Here is a 17,903-nt window from a genome sequence, read left to right on the forward strand (position 1 = left end):
TGTCAAACCTCCGCCGTGCATGAGTTGCGTCAATGGGCCGCCGCGCGAAGGAACCGTGGAAAACGCAGCAGCGCCACCACCAAGCCGGCAACCCCAAAGGCGAGCAGAACAACCAGACTCTGCCATACGTCAGCCACATGCCAACCGCGAAGCATCACGTCTTCAAATCCCTGTTGTGCCCAATACTGCGGTGTGCAGCGTCCGATGGTCTGCAGAGCCTGCGGCAGCATCTGCATGGGTACCCATACACCGCCCAGCGCTGCCCCACCCAAGGAAATCAGCATCGTGATGCCGCGCCCCTGGTTCTCCCCGCGACTCAGGAACGACACCGCCAACCCAAGTCCGGTTCCACAGATGGCCAGGCAGATGACAATCGCTGCAATGGCCGTGATATCTCCGAGTGCAACGCCGTATACAAGGTGCCCAAAGGTCAGGAGAACGGCGCACTGAACCATCACAGCGAGGATGTTTGGCAGCCACATCCCCATCAGATAGGTCAATGGATGCAGCGGCGTACTGCGCAGCCGGGTGAGCATGCCGGATTCCTGTTCACCGAGAAAACTTCGCAGCATCGTCATGATGATGAAGAACACAAACATCACCGTGTAGCCGGGGACGACCTGCTGCACCATGCTCACCGAAGCACCCGGCGCCACCTGCTCCGTCACCTGTTGCAATTGAATCACTGGCCGAAGCACCTGCTGCACTTGCTGTGAAGACAACCCCTTGGCTTGAAGCTGTTGTTGCATATAGGAGCTTTGGTACGCGTTGGCCACGCCGGACACCATGGATGCAATGGGACCGGTGACTGTGTCCGCCGTCGGATCGCGGTAGAGCGTCAACGTTGCCGGATGGCCGGTGCCAAGGGCGCTCCCAAAGCCGTGCGGGATTACCAACAGCGCGTCGAGTGTGCCGTTCTGAATCCGGTGGACCGCGTCCTGAACCGAATCCGTCTGCTTCTGCAGCGCAAATCCCTTCACATGGTTCATGGCCGTCAGCAGCTGCTGAGACGCCGGTGTGTTGTCCTCATCGATATATGGAACGGTCAGCTTCGCCTTGTCGGCGCCGGAAAAAGCGGAGCCAAACAGCAGCATGAACAACATCGGCATGATGATGAGAAAGAATAGATTTCCTTTTCCTTTGAGAAGAAGCTTGAGCTCCTTGCGGACAATCGACGTCATGTCCATCCTCCATTCTGCTTTGGCGCATCAAGTTGCGTCGTCCACCATCGCACCAGCGACCGCATGACCCCGCGATACAAGAGCGCGCTCAGTCCCTGAGGGATGTACCCGTCAGGGCAAGAAACACCGATTCCAAAGACGGCCGCTCCAACGCCAGCGCGTGCACCTGTGCGCGGTGTTCCTCCGCCCACCGCAGTACGTGGTGCATGGTCCCCACGGCATCCGCCGTCTCCAATCTCCATCCGATTCCTTCCCGCGTATGGTGCTGCACCCCCGCAATCTGCGATGGATGAAAGTCGTCCACCTCCACGTAGACGGTCATGCGCCCGTGTTCCAACAGCACCTCTTGGAGCGATCCGGCCGCAATCACGCGGCCCTGGTCCACAATGGCCACATGGTCGCAAAGAGCTTCCACTTCTTCCATGTAATGCGTGGAGTAGATGATGGTCACGCCCTCCTGCTGTAGCGCGCGAATCATACCGAAGATGTGATTGCGCGACTGCGGATCGATGCCAACCGTCGGTTCGTCGAGAATGAGGAGCTTGGGCTGGTGAAGCAGCGCGGCCGCGATATTGATGCGCCGCTTCATTCCACCGGAAAAGCCGCCCACCAAGCTGTTGGCTCGGTCGCTGAGTCCAGTTGTTTCCAGTACATCCCGAATTCTCCGTTCCAACACTGCCCCGCGAAGGCCGTACACACCGCCAAAAAACCGCAGGTTGTCTTCGGCACTCAGTTTGTCGTAGAGCGTAATCTCCTGGGGGACATACCCCACGTTTCGCCGAGCGTCCGCACCGCGGCGGGCGGCATCCAAACCGAATACTTCCGCCTGACCGCCGTCTGGTCGAACAATGCCCGCCAAAATCTTCATGGTCGTCGATTTCCCGGCGCCATTCGGCCCCAGCAACCCAAAGCAAGATCCATTGCCGACGGAGAACGACACGTCGGCGACGGCCACCGTCTTCCCATATTGTTTGCGCAGATGTTCCACCCGTACTACCCAGTCCATCGTCTCATCCCCCAATCGGACGCATCGTCAACACGCCCGTCATCATCACAACGTCAGGTGCTTTTCCATAATTCGAGTTGCCAGCCGCAGCAGGAATGCAGCCAGCACCCAGCCAACCGCCATCGGCAACAGCAACCACGGTGACACCGCGACAAGTCCTCCCCCAAGCTCCGGATGTACGAAAATGAATTGCTGGTCATTGGAGAACAAAAACCACCACAGGATGCCGAATAGCCCCCAACCGAGCGGCACCAACGGTCTCAGCGTGGAATAACGAAGCATGCCGTACGTGACGCCGACCGATCCGGTGAAAGGCAGGATGCCCAGCACCACGAGGTTCAGCCGCGCGCCCGTCAGAAGAAAATCCGCCAACCCCGAGGCTGTGAATTGTCCCTGGAGCAGTACCGTGTACAGATACAGCAGACAGAACAACGCATCCAATCCGACCATGATGATGAGTGCGCGCACAATGCAGGCCACAAACTTCGACACCAACAAGCGGCCGCGCGGATAAGGCAGGGTCAGCCACCACCCGGCCGTGCCATTTCGAAATTCTTGCGCCACCAATCCGGTTCCCATACCGGCGCAGACGAACGGGATGGCAAATGTGTAGAACCACACAAACCGACCGTCGAATCCAGGTCTCCTCAGGACCAGATATGTGGTGACCGCGATGGCCACAGCGACGATGATTGCTAGATACACCCATCGCCAGATCCGAAGATTGTACTTTCCCCGCTGCTTTCTCTCCTTCATGTCATGGCGCACCAACGCCCAAAACACGCGCTGCCCGGTCATTGCTGTTCTCCCCCCAAGTGCAGCCGTTTCACAATCTCGCGCATACTTCCGTACTGGCGCCGCAGCGCATCCGCCTCGCCAGCCAACTGAAGCCGTCCATCACCGAGAAAGATCACGCTGTCGAACAATGCCTCCACCTCGTGGATTTCGTGCGTACTGATGAGCACGGTCTTGTCACCGTCGCAGATGTGCTCCATCAACGCATCCACAATCTGTTCCCGGGAAACCACGTCAATACCGGAAAACGGTTCATCGAGGATGATGAGCGGAACCCGCCGGGCCACGCAGAGAATGAGCATCAACCGCGCCTCCTGTCCCCGAGACATGCCCCCCGCCTGAAGGGTGAGGTCAAGCTGCATCAGCGATGCCAGTCGTTCCGCCACAGCGCGGTCGAAGGCCGGCAAAAACCGTTCAGCCCACTGAAACGCCTGTTCCGTCGTGTGATCCGGATACCACCGCGCCCTGTCCGGCAGATACGCGATGTTCTCGTTCGCACGCCAACCGGGCCGCTGTCCCAAGACCTCCACCACGCCCGCGTCGGGCTGCACCAGGCCGGCAAGCATTCGGAAAAACGTGGACTTGCCCGCCCCATTCGGTCCCAGCACCCCCACCACGTGGCCGCGAGGAATCGTGATATCCAGATGGTCGAGCGCCGTTTTCGCCCCGTATCGCTTTGACACCTGTTTGCAGGCCACCGCGATGTCCGTCACTGCATTTCCTCCTCCTGTCGCCGACTTCGCAGCTGTTCAATAATCTCCGCCTCGGTGAAACCAAGACTGCGCATCTTCGCGAGAAACTCTGTCACCACGCGGTGCGCTTCCTGCTGTCGAAACGCCTCCACCCGCTGCCGGGACGAGGTGATGAACGTCCCTTGACCGCGGCGCGTCTCCGTGAGACCCTGACGCTCCATCTCCTGATAGGCGTGCATCACCGTGTTCGGCGTCACGCGCAGTCCCTGAGCCAACTCTCGCACTGACGGTATCTTCTCGCCCAATCCGATATCGCCCCGCAGAATCGCTCGGCTCATCTGTTCCACTATCTGCTCGTAAATGGGTTGGCTGAGATCCAATTGGAAGCGGAGTGCACCCACCTGCCGTTCATCCAACCCGCTCCCTCCTTCACCGTCAAAACCTGGTGTATCAAGTGAACTGAGTGTATGATAACACATAATACACTCGCACTGTCAACCGCTCATTCGCACAGACTGTCGTTGCTCTACGGGGAGAGCGCCACGTCCTTCGGAACGGACGTACCATGGCGTAAAAAAGCTGCCCCGCCGTCATCGAACGATGACAACGGGGCAGCCCGCTCACTGGCCGCATACGCGGCGAACCGATTGTCCGCTACACCGCATCCTCTGCCGGATTGCGGGGTGGAGGCGAGATTTCCTTGACGTATACCGGCATTTCGGTGAACCAAGTCAGCCCGTGGTCCATTCGCCATGCGGCGGATTCCGTCCAGAACGCGTTGACCGTATCGTCCGCGATAGAACGAATCTGCACACTGCATCTCCCATCCGGGTACAGAGTGACAAACGCCGCTTGCCGAGTGTGACCGCCGGCGCGGTCAAACGCCGGCACGTCCGCTGTCTGCCCGAAGTCAGCGATGGACGGCACATCTGCCCGCGCTACGACCACACCCTGAGCTGTCCACACGCCCACCGCCGCCAGAACGGTCCATGCCAACAGGCGATTGGCTCTTCGTTCCCGTTTCCGCCTCGGCATCTCCCTCACCTCGCTGTCCTTGTTGGCTCTAGCATGCCTGGACAGAAGCAGAATTATTCCGCTATCGCCGGATCGAGGTTGGTGTACACATTTTGAACGTCGTCATGAGCCTCCAGCGCCTCAATCAAATCCAAGACCTGCTCAGCCGCTTCGCCATCCAACTGGATGTACGACGTAGGCTGGTAGGTCAGTTCGGCGTCCTCCAACGGAATGCCGTCTTTTTCAAGCGCATCGCGCACCGCCGTAAATTGTTCAGGCGCCGTGACAATCAAATACGAGTCCGCGTCTTCCTGCAGGTCGTCGGCGCCGGCCTCCAACGCCTTCAACATCAGATCGTCGCCGGACAGAGAACACGCTTCTTTCAACACCGTGATGGCGCCAATGCGCCGAAACATCCAGCTGACGCAGCCCACTTCCCCGAGGTTCCCGCCGTGCTTCGAAAAGATATGGCGGACGTCGGCTGCGGTGCGATTTCGATTGTCCGTCACGATATCCATCATCACGGCCACACCGTGCGGCCCGTATCCCTCGTAGAGGATTTCTTCGTACGTCACACCGCGCAACGTTCCGGTAGCCTTCGCAATGGTTCGCGCGATGTTGTCCGCCGGCAAGTTGTTTTGGCGCGCACGCTCCACCGCCACTTTCAGGCGGAAATTGGTTTCCGGATTACCGCCGCCTTCCTTGGCCGCGAGATAGATGTCACGCGACAATTTGGTGAACAGCTGGCCGCGAACCGCGTCCTGCTTCCCTTTTCGCCGTTGGATATTATGCCACTTCGAGTGCCCTGCCACGTGGTTTCCCCTCCATCCATGCATCCAGTTGCGGAATCCGCGTTACATCATTGACCCCAATCGCGCAGATAACGGAAATCCACACCGATGGTGCGCGATGACAGTTTGGCAATCACCGGGGGTTTGCGCTTGTACTGGTTCCTCTGAACGCGGCGCACAATCCCCTGCAACACCCGTTCGTCGTAACCGTTGGCCGCCAATTCTTCGGGGGAGAGGCGCAGATCCACCAATTGATACAGCACCTCGTCCGCGAAGTCGTACGTAAAGCCCAGTTCACTTTCGTCGGTCTGGTCCTGCCACAGATCGGCGCTTGGAGGTTTCTCCAAGATGGCTGTGGGCACGCCCACGAACCGAGAGAGTTGTCGCACCTGCGATTTGTACAAGTCGCCGATGGGATTCAACGCACTCGCCAAATCTCCAAACTGCGTTCCGTACCCGAGCAGAAGTTCCGTCTTGTTGCTCGTTCCCAAAACCAGCGCACCATGGTGCGCGGACAGATCAAACAGCGTGCTCATCCGTTCGCGAGCCATTCGATTGCCGCGCCGCAGCGGCGTCGCCGGCACGCCCAGTCGTTCATCCATCCCGGCGAAATACGCATCCACCGGTCCACTGATGGGTACGACCAACGACGGCAGGCCCAAATCCTCGACCACTGCCTGCGCATCCTCCAGGCTTTTTGGATTGCTGGTGGTATACGGCATCATCACCGCCAAACACCGCTCCGCCCCGAGCGCCCGTGCCGCGAGATACGCCACCAGGGCCGAGTCAATCCCGCCGGACAAACCGAAGACAACCTTCGAAAACCCGGCCTTCTCCACTTCTTCCCGAATGAACGCGGTCAGCACTGCGACCGTCAGCGCCTCATCCAACTGCAAACGCCGTTGAATCTCCGGATTCATCACAGTTCTCCCCCCTCCCGACGCACAATTCGGGAGAGCATGCGCAAGACCAGATCTTTCTTTTCGTCTCTCAGCAGCGGTGTCGTGTAGCGCGCCCGCCGGACATTCGCCAGATGGAGGTCGCCACACACGAGCGACTCCTCCAGGGACGGCGCCTGAACCACCCAGGCTCCATCCGGAGACACAATGCCGGAACCACCAAAAAAGTTGACGCCATCCTCAAAGCCGACGCGATTCACAAACACGATGTACACGCCGAACAACTGCGCGTACACCTGCAACAGTTGCCTCCAGAATTTTTGAGATCCAAACTCTCCCTGATCCGTCACGCTGCGCGCTGGACTGTTGGACGGCAGCAGCAGCACCCGCGCCCCGGAATGGGCCAACAAATAGGGGCTCGAGGGGTGCCAGGCGTCTTCGCAAATCAACATGCCCATCGTCCCATAGGCGGTATCCACGGTCGCAAACTGCTGCCCGGCCGCAAAATACCGCCCTTCATCGAACATGCCGTAGGTCGGCAGATAGACTTTTCGATGCACGTGTTGCACCGAACCCCGTGTCACGTACGCACTGGCTATGTAAAAGCGGTGATCCCGCGATTCTTCCACAAAACTGAAGACCACGTCCAGCGCCAAATCGCGGCTGGCCGAAAGCAGCGGTTGAAGCGCAGGAGAATCCAGTGTACAGGCGACATCCAGTGTCAGGTCCTGCAGTTGGTATCCTGTCAGTCCCAGTTCCGGGAACACAACGAGCGACGCGCCCTGTTGCTTCGCTTCGTTCATGATTGTCACATGTTTGTCCACATTTGCCGCGACGTCGCCCAATACCGGACGAACTTGTCCCAGCGCCACTCGTAACGATTGCGCCACGCAGGTCTCACTCCCAGAACCTCATCTTCTTCCCAAGAATGCATCCCGAATCTCCCATGGAGTCCAAAGCTATGTCTCAGTATACCTTGCATGGAGCGGAAAGCAAAAGGGCACGGGGATGTCCCCTGCCCCTCGTCAAGGTGCATCGTCCACTGCGTCAACCTCGAGAATCCGCCGGCGCCATCGTTCAAGATGGAAGGCCCGCCGCAGTTGCCGGGCGGTCCGAGCATTTGGTTGCCGCAGCCACGCCGCGCCTGCCCTGACCAATAACTCCGGAAAGCCGAACAGCGCATACAACCGCTGGCCATCCTCACGGACACCACCGCTGTTGCGCAGGTAGACCGTAACAGCGTCGCGAAAATCACCCGCGGCGGGCTCTGCGAAGTGCAGCCCGTGATTGATGCACTGCATGATATCAATCCACGGGTGATCCCAACCGGATTCGTCGAAGTCAATCACCGCCACGGCACCATTCGGCTGCACCAAGAAATTATGGGGCGCTGCGTCGCGATGACAGTACTGCCAAAGCCGCACGTCGGCCAAGCTGGCCCGAGCCCGCTCGGCCGCCATCAACAGCTGCGCCCGTTCCGACGCCGGAATGGGGCAGTCGGGCCGCTCGAACAATTGCTCCAAGAACGCCCGCTTCCAGGTTAACTTCTCCGGCAACGGCTGCCGTTGCAACAGTGGGCGCGGCGACAGCCGCAACACACGCACCACGCGGTGCAGTACGCCCAGTACGGCGACGGCCCGCAGCCGCTCCGACTTATTGGATGCCATCAGCGCACGGCCGGAGAGCCAGGGCTGCAGATATCCCACCGTCCCGTCGGGCAGGTACGTCAGCCAGTCACCGCGTGCATTTCGAACGGGCCCCGCTGCGGCAATCCCCATTCCCGCCATCGCGTCGCACACCTGCCTCTGCACCGTGAGCCGTTCCGACGCGGGAACCACCGCTTCGGGATGTACGCACTTCCAGACAAACCTTTCATGGGTATCGGCGACAATACCGTACACGGTGCGCATCCGAACCAGGCCGCGAACATATAGACCGTACTGGGCGACCAACGCATCGATCAACTGCTGCGGATTAATCCGCGCTGCGCTCGGCCGCTCCGGATTCATCGGAATCCCCGTTCGCGTTCCCCTCGGTCTGGTTCGGCAGCGCCAGATGGCGGCGGGTTTCTTCGTGGGGCGTTCGCCACGCTCGCCACGATTCCGGCGCCTCCACGGCCCAGCTCGACGAGTCATCGTCCGCCCACATACCGTTCCAGTCGCTGGGCGACTCCATCGGCATCCCTTTCGCCGTGGTGCCCATGGGCAGCCCAAACATCTGAGGATGATACGGAATGAACGCCCAATAACCAGCCGCCATGGGCTTCACCACCGTAGTCCCAGGCATTGGGTGCGGTACGTCGGCCCCCCGGTACGGATAGTGCGTATGGGGACCGAGCGGTCCCGGTTCCGCAGGATACGGTTCCATCGCGGCAGCTTCCTGTGGCGCGGGCATCATTTCGTCAGGCATCATCTGACCTGGCATCCCTTGAGCAGATGGCGCCATCCCGTACCCTCCCGGCATACCACCCTGGGGCTGGGGATACTCGCCCATGGGCGGTGCTGGATATCCCTCCTGCGGAGTCCACCCGGCTCCGCCGGCCGTGGTGCCGGGATGGGCCACACCGGGAACGTACACAATCTGTCCGGGCTGCGGCGTGTCGCCGTAACCGGGATTCAGGTCTTTCAGTTGTCCAACCGTGGTCTGATAGCGGCGGGCGATGGACGCCCAGGTTTCCCCGGCTTTCACCACGTGCGGCCAGACGAATCCGAAATACGGGGGAACCTGCTCCGATGGAGCGGTAGGCGCCTTCGTTCCCGCCGGTTGCGCCTTCTTGTGCAGTTCGGGAATCACCAGCACCGTCCCGGGAGAGAGCCGATTTGGGTCAGAGATCTGCGGATTGGCAGCGAGCAAAAGGTTCATGCGGACGCCTGTGGCCTTGCTGATGGACCACATGGTGTCGCCCTCCCTCACGATGTACTTCTTCATGCTTTTGCCTCCCTTGGGCGCCCGGTTTGGGCCAACATCCCTGCCAGTATATGCAGTCGCCTAATGGGTGCCCGCCGCTGGAGGAAAATTGGGCGACGACGGGTTCGGCAGGCCCGCGCCGTACATCGTGCTCGGCACTTTCCCGTTGAACACGACGTACGCCAGCGGGGTTCGGGAGGATACGGTCACCGGCTCCGCCACCAATGGCGCTATGACCTGAACATCAGCGGAAAGGTCGAGATAGAGGACATGCACGGTCTGGTTGATGCCCTCCGTTTTCGTTTCCACGCGAACCGCGGAGTGAGCGGATCCGACCAGTTCCATGCGCACCGGCAAGCGCGGCCCCATGCGCGAAAACAGCGCGCCCCCGAACGTCCATCCGAGCGGCAGAGACAGCGTTTCCGAAGCCAGCGCCGAGAGGTGATGCTCCGCGGCTTCGGTGGCCGCCGCCTGCACGCGGGTGACCGCACTGAAGTCGAAGTCGGCGATGCGCAGTCCGCCGGTCGAGTCGGTTTCGTAGTGAACGATTTGCTTGGCGGCCGCACTGTGCGCCAACTCTTCGGTCACCGCCTGGCTCAGCGCAGCATTGGCGGCGCGAATCGCCAGCGCCCGGGCACCCGCGGCGATAGCAGGCTGGACCCTGTGATTGACGAGATAAACCGCAAACGCCAAGCCGAACAACACGCCCCATGGCGCCAGCGTTCGCCATCTGCGGTGCACGCGCGCACGCCGGGATCGCTTTTGGCCGGGAGTTGCATGGAACCCTCTGCCGAACATGGACATCCCCTCCACAGCATGTATACGCCGTGGAGGGGATGAACTGGACTTTCGAATGGAACGTTGGAGCCGGCCGACTTACGCGAAGTGCACGAGGAAGTAACTTTTCTTGCCGCGTCGTATGACCACGTACTGGCCCTCAATGCCGTCCGCCGCGGAGATGTTCGCCTCGATGTCCGTCTGTTTGTCTCCATTGACGGAAATGGCGCCATTCCGAATATCTTCCCGGGCCTGTCGATTGGACGGGCAGGCGCCCAGTTCCACGAGGACGCTGACGAGACTGACCGTCTCCTCCTTCGATTTGCGAATGGACGGGACCCCCTGCAGCGCATCCGCGATTTCCGATCCGGTCAGCTCCTTCAAATTCCCGCGAAACAGCGCGTGAGACACCTGTTCCGCCCGTTCGGCCTCGCCCGCTCCGTGGACGAGCGTCGTGACTTCGCGCGCCAGGGCCCGCTGCGCGGCGCGCGCGCCGGGATTGCTCGCCACCTCGTCGGCCAACGCCTGAATCTCTGCCTGCGAGAGGAAGGTGAAGTATTTCAAATACTGAACCACGTCCCGGTCATCGGTGTTCAACCAGAATTGATAAAACTGGTACGGCGTCGTCTTCTTCGGGTCAAGCCAGATGGCGCCCCCTTCAGATTTGCCGAATTTCGTACCATCCGCCTTCGTGACGAGCGGCATCGTCAATCCGTACACAGTCTGTCCCGACTGCCGACGCACCAGCTCCAGTCCCGCTGTGATGTTGCCCCATTGATCGCTGCCGCCGATTTGAAGACGACAACCGCGGCTCTGGAACAGATTCCAAAAGTCGTTGGCCTGCAGGATCATGTAGCTGAACTCGGTGAATGAAATGCCGCGCTCCAGTCGCGAATCCACCGATTCCTTCGCCAGCATGTAGTTCAGCGAAAAACTCTTGCAGATATCCCGCAGGAACGAAATCACGTCGAGCGAGTGCGTCCAATCGTAATTGTTGACAATCACGGCAGGGTTCGGCACGCCGTCGAAGTCCAGGAAGCGTTCCAACTGGGCGCGGATGCGCGCGCTCCACGCCGCCACCGTCTCCACTTCATTGAGTGTGCGCTCCGTGGACCGTCCGCTGGGATCGCCGATGAGTCCCGTGGCCCCGCCGACGAGAGCGATGGGATGGTGTCCAGCCAACTGAAACCGACGCAGCGTGAGAATGGGCAGCAGGTTGCCGATGTGCAGACTGTCAGCCGTTGGATCAAAACCCACGTACAGTGTCGTGGGCTGCTTCAGTTGTTCGGCCAGCGCCTTCTCATCCGTAACCTGGTGAATCAAGCCGCGCCATGAAAGTTCTTGAAGAATATCCATCCTTGTCATCCTCCCAGACGTCTGTGCGGAATGGGCCCCCTTAGAACAAGCCGTCATCGTTCCGTCCGCCTCGCAAAAAACGCCTCATCCCTTGCGGGACGAGGCGTTGCTCGCGGTACCACCCGGCTTGCTGCCGACCATTGGACCGACAGCCACTCCACAGCCGATAACGGGGCCACCCGGTGTCGACTCCCGCCGACACGCCTCCCAAGGCGTAATTTCCGCACAGCAGGACATCGGTTCGCAGCCCCCACCGACTCTCTGCAGTCACCGCATGTACGTACAGACCTTGTTCATGGGCATGTTCTCCGGCGACCGCGCCTTTGATCCATCGACCACAGGCCCGATGCCGCCAGACGCGTATGATTTGAGTCAGTATAGCAAACGCCAAGGATGACCGTCAATTCACCAAAAACCGGTGGACCCGATGCCATTCTTTCGTATGCTATAATCTTCCCCTGAGAGAGGAGTGAAACCCGATGGGGAAACCAACGAGACCGCCAACCGACCAAACGACATCCGGCAGTTCGCGCCGAGCCAAAGGCAAGGCGGCAAAGCGTGAACGGCGGCGGGGCGTTTGGCGCTGGCTGGGTTACTTCGGTCTCGCACTCGGCTCCTGTGTTGTCGTTTTGGTGGGCGCAGCCATTGGCTATGTAACGGCGATGCTCAAAGGCCTGCCCACGGTCACAGCCGACACGTTCACCAATATGAGCCAACCGTCGGTCGTGTATGACCGAAACGGGAAGGTGATTGGGCGCTTTTCCGCAGATGGAGACAGGCAGCTCATCACGTCCACCAAAGAAGTTTCGCCGTATCTTGTGAACGCCTTCATTGCGGCGGAAGATAAAACGTTTTACACCAATATTGGGATTAACCCGCTCGCCATCCTGCGGGCTTCGGTCCAGGATGTGCTGGGTCATCGAATCATCAGTGGAGCCAGCACCATCACACAGCAGACGGTGAAGCTGGCGATGTTTCCGAAGCAAGAACAAACCGCCAAACGTAAAATACAGGAAATCGCCCTGGCGCTGGAAGTCAACCACATGCTGACCAAAGACGAAATCATTACAGATTATATGAACTGGGTCTACATGGGCCGCATGGGGTACAACAATGTGTACGGCGTCAAGGTCGCTTCCGACATTCTGTTCCATAAGGACGTCAAAGACCTGACCTTGCCGGAAGCCGCGTTCTTGGCAGCCATTCCGAACAACGCGACACTGTTTTCACCCTACCAACACCCGAAAAACACGGTGGCGCGGCAACATTACATCCTGCAGCAGATGCTCGATGACAAAATGATCACCCAAGCGCAGTACGACAGCGCGCTGAAAGTGAACGTGGTCAAAGAGATCAAGAGCCCGCCGCCGGACACCACGAAATATCCGTACGTCCTGCGCGACAATGTGGAGCCGGAAGTGGCTCAGGTATTGGTTCAGAATGGTACCTACGCCTCCGTCGATGACGCCGAGAAGGCACTCGCCACGGCGGGCTACAAAATTTACACGACCATCGATTTGACCGACCAGGACGACATTGACAATGTCCTGAAGAACAACGCGCTGTTCCAGGGCAGCACGGTCGGCGCCGTGGATGAGAACGGAAAGCCCATTCTCGGAAAAGACGGAAAACAGCTGCAGGACAAGTACGAGGCCGGCGCCACGTTGATTGACAACCAGACCGGCGGAATTCTCGCCATCGGCGGCGGCCGCGACTTTGACAACGGCGCGTACGTGGATCATTCGGATATCCCGCGGAAACCCGGATCGGCCATCAAACCGCTGCTCGAATACGGACCTGGTCTCGACATGCACGTCATCACCGCGGCCAGTCCGTTGTTTGATGCCCCCCACACCTGGGTGGGCAGCAACGGCCAATCGTGGACGCCGCATGACGCCGAGAACAACTGGGCCGGCATCATGACGGTGCGGGAAGCGTTGGTGGAGTCGCGAAACGTCCCCGCCATTCGGCTGTTGGACGAAATCCACCCGCAGAACGCGTGGCCCTACGTCAACAAAATGGGCATCACGCCGCAGTCGAAAACCCTGACCGGGCAGACCACGTTGACGCAGAGCGACGAGTCCAACCTGTCGGCGGCCATCGGCGGCCTCACCTACGGGCTGACGGTGCAGCAGATGACCAGCGCCTACACCACGCTGGCCAACCAGGGGGTATGGCGGCCGGCGTACCTGATTGACAAAGTGGTAGATCGAGACGGCACCGTCCTCTACCAGCACCAGTCGACGCCGAAGAGCGTCTTCTCGGCGCAAACCGCGTACATCCTGACCGACATTCTGCACGGGGTGCTGTACGACAAAAACGGCACCGCCACCGCGGTCGGACAAAACTTTCCGGGCCAGTACATTTCCGGAAAAACCGGTACGACCGACGACCATCGCGACGGCTGGTTCATCGGCTACACGCAGAAGTATACGCTCGGTCTGTGGATGGGGTACGACTACAACGAAGTGATTCCGGACGGATATCCGTCCGGCCCGGACTGGTACGACCTGAAATTCACGGTGTGGAACAAGATGATGGCGCCGATTTTGAAGAAAGATCCGGCAACAAAACCTTGGCCGAAGCCGCCGGGCATCATATCCATGCAGGTGTGCAGCAAATCGGGCGCTCTACCGACGGACCTGTGCACAGCGGACCATGACGTGTACACGGAATTGTTCATCCAGGGTACGGAACCGACCACGCCCTGCAAGACGCACGTGAACGCGCTGTACACGGTGATCAACGGTCGGAAGTACCTGGCTACCACCAACACCCCGCCGAACGAAATTCGCCAGGGCATCTTCCTGGTGCCCCCGGAGGCGCTGCCACCTGGGGTTGTCACGGCGGACAGCGCGGAATACTTGCCGACCCAGGCCGATCCGCGCGGGGGTCAAATCCTGCAGGGTTCCTCCGGCGGCCAGCTGCAGTCGGTTCCCGCCCCAACCGGCCTGACCGTGGCGGTGGCGGGCAACGGTACGTCCGTCACGCTGTCGTGGTCTCCTGTCAAAGGCGCGACCAGCTACACCGTGTGGCGCGCGACGTCTCCCAACGGCCCATTCGCGAATGTCGGAGGCGTGGTGACCGGCACCACGTTCACCGACACCAAGCCGCCGAAAGGTGGTACAGGCACGGTGTACTACGAAGTGTACGCAGCGTCAAACACGACGGTGTCCACGCCCTCCACGCCGGTGACGGTGCAGCTGAGCGCCCTCCCGTCGGCCGGCGGAGGCAGCGGGCCCGGACATTCCACCGGCACCGGAACCAACAACGCCGAAAAGGGGAACGGCACAGGGCTTCCGGACATCCTGTGGCCGAACATCGGAGACACGCGAAGCCGAGATTGAACCATGCAGCGGCACCTCCCGAATGGGGGTGCCGCTGTTGTATACGGGCAGGCAGCTGCCGTTTCCCCAATCCTCTGTCCAACCCTGCTCACGACGCATCCCAATGCCACCTGATGGGCATTAGCATGTCGGTATTCTTTTCGTGGATGGAGAATCCCGATATGGACGTGATGGCCGCATTGGCTGAAGCGTTTAGCTACGTTGAATCCGGCTTCCCATTCGACGAATCTCCCCAGTAACCGCCCCCCTGGGCACATTGTCCAACCGCCAATGTGCCTTCGTTCAACACATCACTTCAATTCCACCACGGTCGCGCCGTCGCCGCCCTCGCCGGGCCCGCCGGGCGCCCACGACTTCACGTGCGGGTGACGCGTCAGATAGCGCCGAATGCCGTCGCGAAGCGCACCGGTTCCCTTGCCGTGAATCACCGTCACGCGCGCCAGCCCGTGAACCACGGCGTCATCCAGGTACTTGTCCACGGTCGGTATGGATTCGTCGACAGTGGTACCGCGAATATCCAACTGAAGCGGCATGGATTTGGGCATGCCGCGCCGGAACGACTGCGTGGCTTCGGCAGGTTTGGGCTGCCCGAGCAGCTCCACGTCCCCCGCATCCACCTTCATCCGCAAGAGCCCCAGTTGAACGGTGTACGACCTGCCGTCGTCCGATTTCTCGATGACCTCGCCTTTCTGTCCGAGCGACAGCACCCGCACCTGCGCGCCGACAGAGATCTCGCCAGTGGCGACGGATGATTTTTTCCGCCGCTTGGGCGCATCTTCCGGCAACGCATTTTGGAGGGCCTTGCGCAGTTCCACCAGCTGGTGATCTTTCACCTGCGCCGCGTCGCGCAATTGACGCAGTTCCTGGATGACACGCTCCGCCTCCCGTTCCGCCCGGCGCACGATGTCCCGGGCCTCCCGTTCCGCCCGGGCGCGCAGTTCCTCCGCTTCCTGGGTGAGGTCGTTCCATTCAGCTTCCAGCTCAGCGCGGAGCCGGGACACTTTGGCGTGTTCTTCCGCAGCTTCCCGGCGCAGCGCTTCCGCTTCGTGGCGGGCCTGTTCCATTTTCGCAATCAGCTCTTCCATCCGCACGTCATCCGTCGTCAGCAAGGACCTGGCGCGCTCGACAATGGCGTTGGACAGGCCGAGGCGGGAGGCAATCGCGAGCGCGTTGGAGCGCCCGGGCACCCCCACCAGCAATCGATAGGTCGGTCGCAGGGTCTGGACGTCGAATTCCACACTGGCATTCATCGCCTGGGGCTCCTGAAACGCGTACGCCTTCAGTTCCGCGTAGTGGGTAGTGGCCACCACGCGGCACTGCCACCGGTTCAGATGGTCCAGGATGGCCATGGACAGGGCCGCGCCTTCGGCCGGATCGGTCCCAGCCCCCAATTCGTCCAGCAAAACAAGGCTCTGCGCCGTCACCTCACGCAGCATCTCCACAATGTTCCGCAGATGCGAGGAGAACGTGGACAGGCTCTGTTCAATGCTCTGTTCATCCCCGATATCCGCGAAGATCTGGTCGCACCAGCCGATGTCGCTCGGCCGTCCGGTCGGGATGAAACAGCCGGACATGGCCAACAGCGTCAGCAGGCCAACGGTTTTCAGCGTGACCGTTTTACCGCCCGTGTTCGGGCCGGTGATGATGAGCATCCGGTAGTTGTCCCCAAGCGTCAGATCCACGGGAACCGCTGTCTCCATGTCAATGAGGGGATGGCGTGCCTGAATCAGCCGCCATACCCCATCCGCCCGCAGACGGGGACGCTCACAGCGCTGGCTTTTGGCATAGGCCGCTTTGGCGAACCAGAAATCCAACAATCCCATTCGCCGCACGTTTTCCAAGAGGTCCTCCGCTGCGGCGGCCACAAGCGCGGACAGCGCCTGCAGAATCCGTTCTATCTCGCGCTCTTCCTCGGCTTGCAGCGCCCGGACCTTGGCGCCGCTCTCAAGCACCGCCTGCGGCTCCACAAACACGGTGGCGCCGGACGCCGAATAATCGTGGACCGCACCCGGCACCTGACTCTTGTATTCCACCTTCACGGGCAGACAGAGGCGATCCCCGCGAACGGCAATGACCGGATCCTGCAGATAGCGCTGATGGGTGCGCAACATCTGCTCCAATTGCCGCCGCATCTGCCCTTCCAACTGACGGATGCTGGTTCGAATCCGGCGCAGCTCGGGACTGGCGTGATCGAACAGCGTCCCGTCCTCCGACACGGCCTGCCGGATATCCACCTCCAACTGGCGCGCGTCATAGAACGCTTGAACAAAATCCGCCAGCCGCGAAAACGCGCCCTCTTCCGCCGCGTGCTCTATGGCCTGCCTCGCTCTGCGGGCGCCGACAATGAACTGGACGATGCGGTTCAGTTCTTCGGCGCTGAGCACGCCGCCGATGGCGGCTTTGCGCACAGCGCTTCGAATATCGGTGATGCCGCCAAACGGAAGGGACCCGTGCCGGTACAGGTACTGCAGCGCCTCGTCCACCATGTCCAGCTCCGCTTCTGCGTCCTCGAGGCGTTCGCAGGGAACGAGTTCAGCAATGCGCTCCCGCCCAAGGGAACATGCCGCGTAGTTCTGAATCTGCTGCTTCACCTTGTCAAATTCCAGCACCTGATATACTCGTTCGTGCATGAATATCCAGTCCTTTTCAGGAATTGTTCGCATGCGTTCAGGAGCGAGGCCGATGGCATCGCCCCATCCTCGAATCCCAATCATTGTATCACATGGCTGCACAGTTGCCGGGTCATGCTAGAGGCAGTCGGATGAGGAGGGAACCAGATGCTAGGAACCATTGTCCGCTTTGTCGTATCCGCGCTCGTGTTGATGTTTGTCGGTTTGCTGGTTCCGGGGTTCACGGTCTCCGGATTTTGGACCGCGCTCCTGGCAGCCGTTGTCATCGCGCTGTTGGGATGGGCGGTGGAAGCGTTGTTTGGGCGGAATATCTCGCCGTACGGGCGGGGCATTGTCGGGTTTATTTCCAGTGCCGTGGTGATCTACGCCGCAGGCTGGTTCGTCCCCGGTATGCGCGTCACCTTGCTCGGGGCGCTGTTGGCGTCGCTCATCATCGGGATTATTGACTTGTTCGTGCCCACCGAATTGCGGGGAACTGGCCGCTGACGGAAACAAAACCGGCTGGGCC

16 protein-coding genes and 1 other annotated feature are annotated in these 17,903 nt (G+C 60.4%); of the genes, 2 read left to right on the forward strand and 14 right to left on the reverse strand.

The window, feature by feature from the left end:
- Nucleotides 1-29: 29 nt before the first annotated feature.
- From G463_RS0102380 to tyrS, 13 genes are all read right to left on the reverse strand, one after another.
- The gene (locus tag G463_RS0102380) at nt 30-1,181 is read right to left on the reverse strand and encodes an ABC transporter permease (protein WP_035485245.1); all 1,152 of its coding nucleotides are present in this window, start codon (nt 1,179-1,181) and stop codon (nt 30-32) included.
- 88 nt (nt 1,182-1,269) lie between these two features.
- A complete protein-coding gene (locus G463_RS0102385; protein ID WP_026973918.1) occupies nt 1,270-2,187 on the reverse strand; it encodes an ABC transporter ATP-binding protein in 918 nt (305 codons plus the stop codon).
- A gap of 45 nt (nt 2,188-2,232) precedes the next feature.
- A complete protein-coding gene (locus G463_RS0102390; protein ID WP_026973919.1) occupies nt 2,233-2,985 on the reverse strand; it encodes an ABC transporter permease subunit in 753 nt (250 codons plus the stop codon).
- On the reverse strand, nt 2,982-3,695 hold the full coding sequence (locus G463_RS0102395) for an ABC transporter ATP-binding protein (RefSeq protein WP_026973920.1): 714 nt from the start codon (nt 3,693-3,695) through the stop codon (nt 2,982-2,984). The genes G463_RS0102390 and G463_RS0102395 overlap by 4 nt, the downstream gene beginning before the upstream one ends.
- A complete protein-coding gene (locus G463_RS0102400; protein WP_026973921.1) occupies nt 3,692-4,090 on the reverse strand; it encodes a GntR family transcriptional regulator in 399 nt (132 codons plus the stop codon). The genes G463_RS0102395 and G463_RS0102400 overlap by 4 nt, the downstream gene beginning before the upstream one ends.
- 238 nt (nt 4,091-4,328) lie before the next feature.
- Nucleotides 4,329-4,709, reverse strand: coding sequence for a hypothetical protein (locus tag G463_RS0102405; protein ID WP_026973922.1), 381 nt, complete (start codon nt 4,707-4,709; stop codon nt 4,329-4,331).
- 53 nt (nt 4,710-4,762) lie between these two features.
- Nucleotides 4,763-5,500, reverse strand: coding sequence for a YebC/PmpR family DNA-binding transcriptional regulator (locus tag G463_RS0102410; protein ID WP_026973923.1), 738 nt, complete (start codon nt 5,498-5,500; stop codon nt 4,763-4,765).
- Between the two features lie 47 nt (nt 5,501-5,547).
- Nucleotides 5,548-6,399 carry an NAD+ synthase gene (locus tag G463_RS0102415; RefSeq protein ID WP_026973924.1) on the reverse strand — a complete coding sequence of 284 codons (852 nt, stop codon included), beginning with the start codon at nt 6,397-6,399 and terminating at the stop codon, nt 5,548-5,550.
- Entirely contained in the window at nt 6,399-7,268 is an 870-nt protein-coding gene (locus G463_RS0102420) for a nitrilase-related carbon-nitrogen hydrolase (protein WP_026973925.1), read from the reverse strand. The genes G463_RS0102415 and G463_RS0102420 overlap by 1 nt, the downstream gene beginning before the upstream one ends.
- 135 nt (nt 7,269-7,403) lie before the next feature.
- Nucleotides 7,404-8,387, reverse strand: a complete 984-nt coding sequence (locus tag G463_RS0102425) for an aminoglycoside phosphotransferase family protein (protein WP_026973926.1) — start codon at nt 8,385-8,387, stop codon at nt 7,404-7,406.
- Complete coding sequence (locus tag G463_RS21505; RefSeq protein WP_051321825.1) at nt 8,353-9,306, reverse strand: LysM peptidoglycan-binding domain-containing protein; 954 nt, start codon at nt 9,304-9,306, stop codon at nt 8,353-8,355. Before G463_RS21505 ends, G463_RS0102425 begins: the two co-directional genes overlap by 35 nt.
- A gap of 60 nt (nt 9,307-9,366) precedes the next feature.
- The gene (gene yunB, locus G463_RS0102435) at nt 9,367-10,083 is read right to left on the reverse strand and encodes a sporulation protein YunB (RefSeq protein ID WP_026973927.1); all 717 of its coding nucleotides are present in this window, start codon (nt 10,081-10,083) and stop codon (nt 9,367-9,369) included.
- Between the two features lie 78 nt (nt 10,084-10,161).
- On the reverse strand, nt 10,162-11,418 hold the full coding sequence (tyrS, locus tag G463_RS0102440) for a tyrosine--tRNA ligase (RefSeq protein ID WP_026973928.1): 1,257 nt from the start codon (nt 11,416-11,418) through the stop codon (nt 10,162-10,164).
- Nucleotides 11,419-11,509: 91 nt separating this feature from the next.
- Nucleotides 11,510-11,724, reverse strand: a binding site (T-box leader).
- Between the two features lie 173 nt (nt 11,725-11,897).
- Between tyrS and G463_RS18275 the strand changes: the two genes are divergently transcribed.
- Entirely contained in the window at nt 11,898-14,765 is a 2,868-nt protein-coding gene (locus tag G463_RS18275) for a transglycosylase domain-containing protein (protein WP_084171147.1), read from the forward strand.
- A 290-nt stretch (nt 14,766-15,055) separates the two neighbouring features.
- On the opposite strand, the gene G463_RS0102455 is transcribed toward G463_RS18275, so the two are convergent.
- Nucleotides 15,056-17,395, reverse strand: a complete 2,340-nt coding sequence (locus G463_RS0102455; protein WP_026973929.1) for an endonuclease MutS2 — start codon at nt 17,393-17,395, stop codon at nt 15,056-15,058.
- A 147-nt stretch (nt 17,396-17,542) separates the two neighbouring features.
- Here G463_RS0102455 and G463_RS0102460 point away from each other — a divergent pair, with 147 nt between their 5' ends.
- Nucleotides 17,543-17,881 (forward strand): phage holin family protein, encoded by a 339-nt coding sequence (locus tag G463_RS0102460; RefSeq protein WP_026973930.1) that lies wholly within the window; start codon nt 17,543-17,545, stop codon nt 17,879-17,881.
- The last annotated feature ends 22 nt before the right edge of the window (nt 17,882-17,903 follow it).

Origin of the sequence: Alicyclobacillus contaminans DSM 17975, assembly GCF_000429525.1 — a bacterium.
In the GTDB taxonomy this organism is placed as follows: domain Bacteria; phylum Bacillota; class Bacilli; order Alicyclobacillales; family Alicyclobacillaceae; genus Alicyclobacillus_A; species Alicyclobacillus_A contaminans.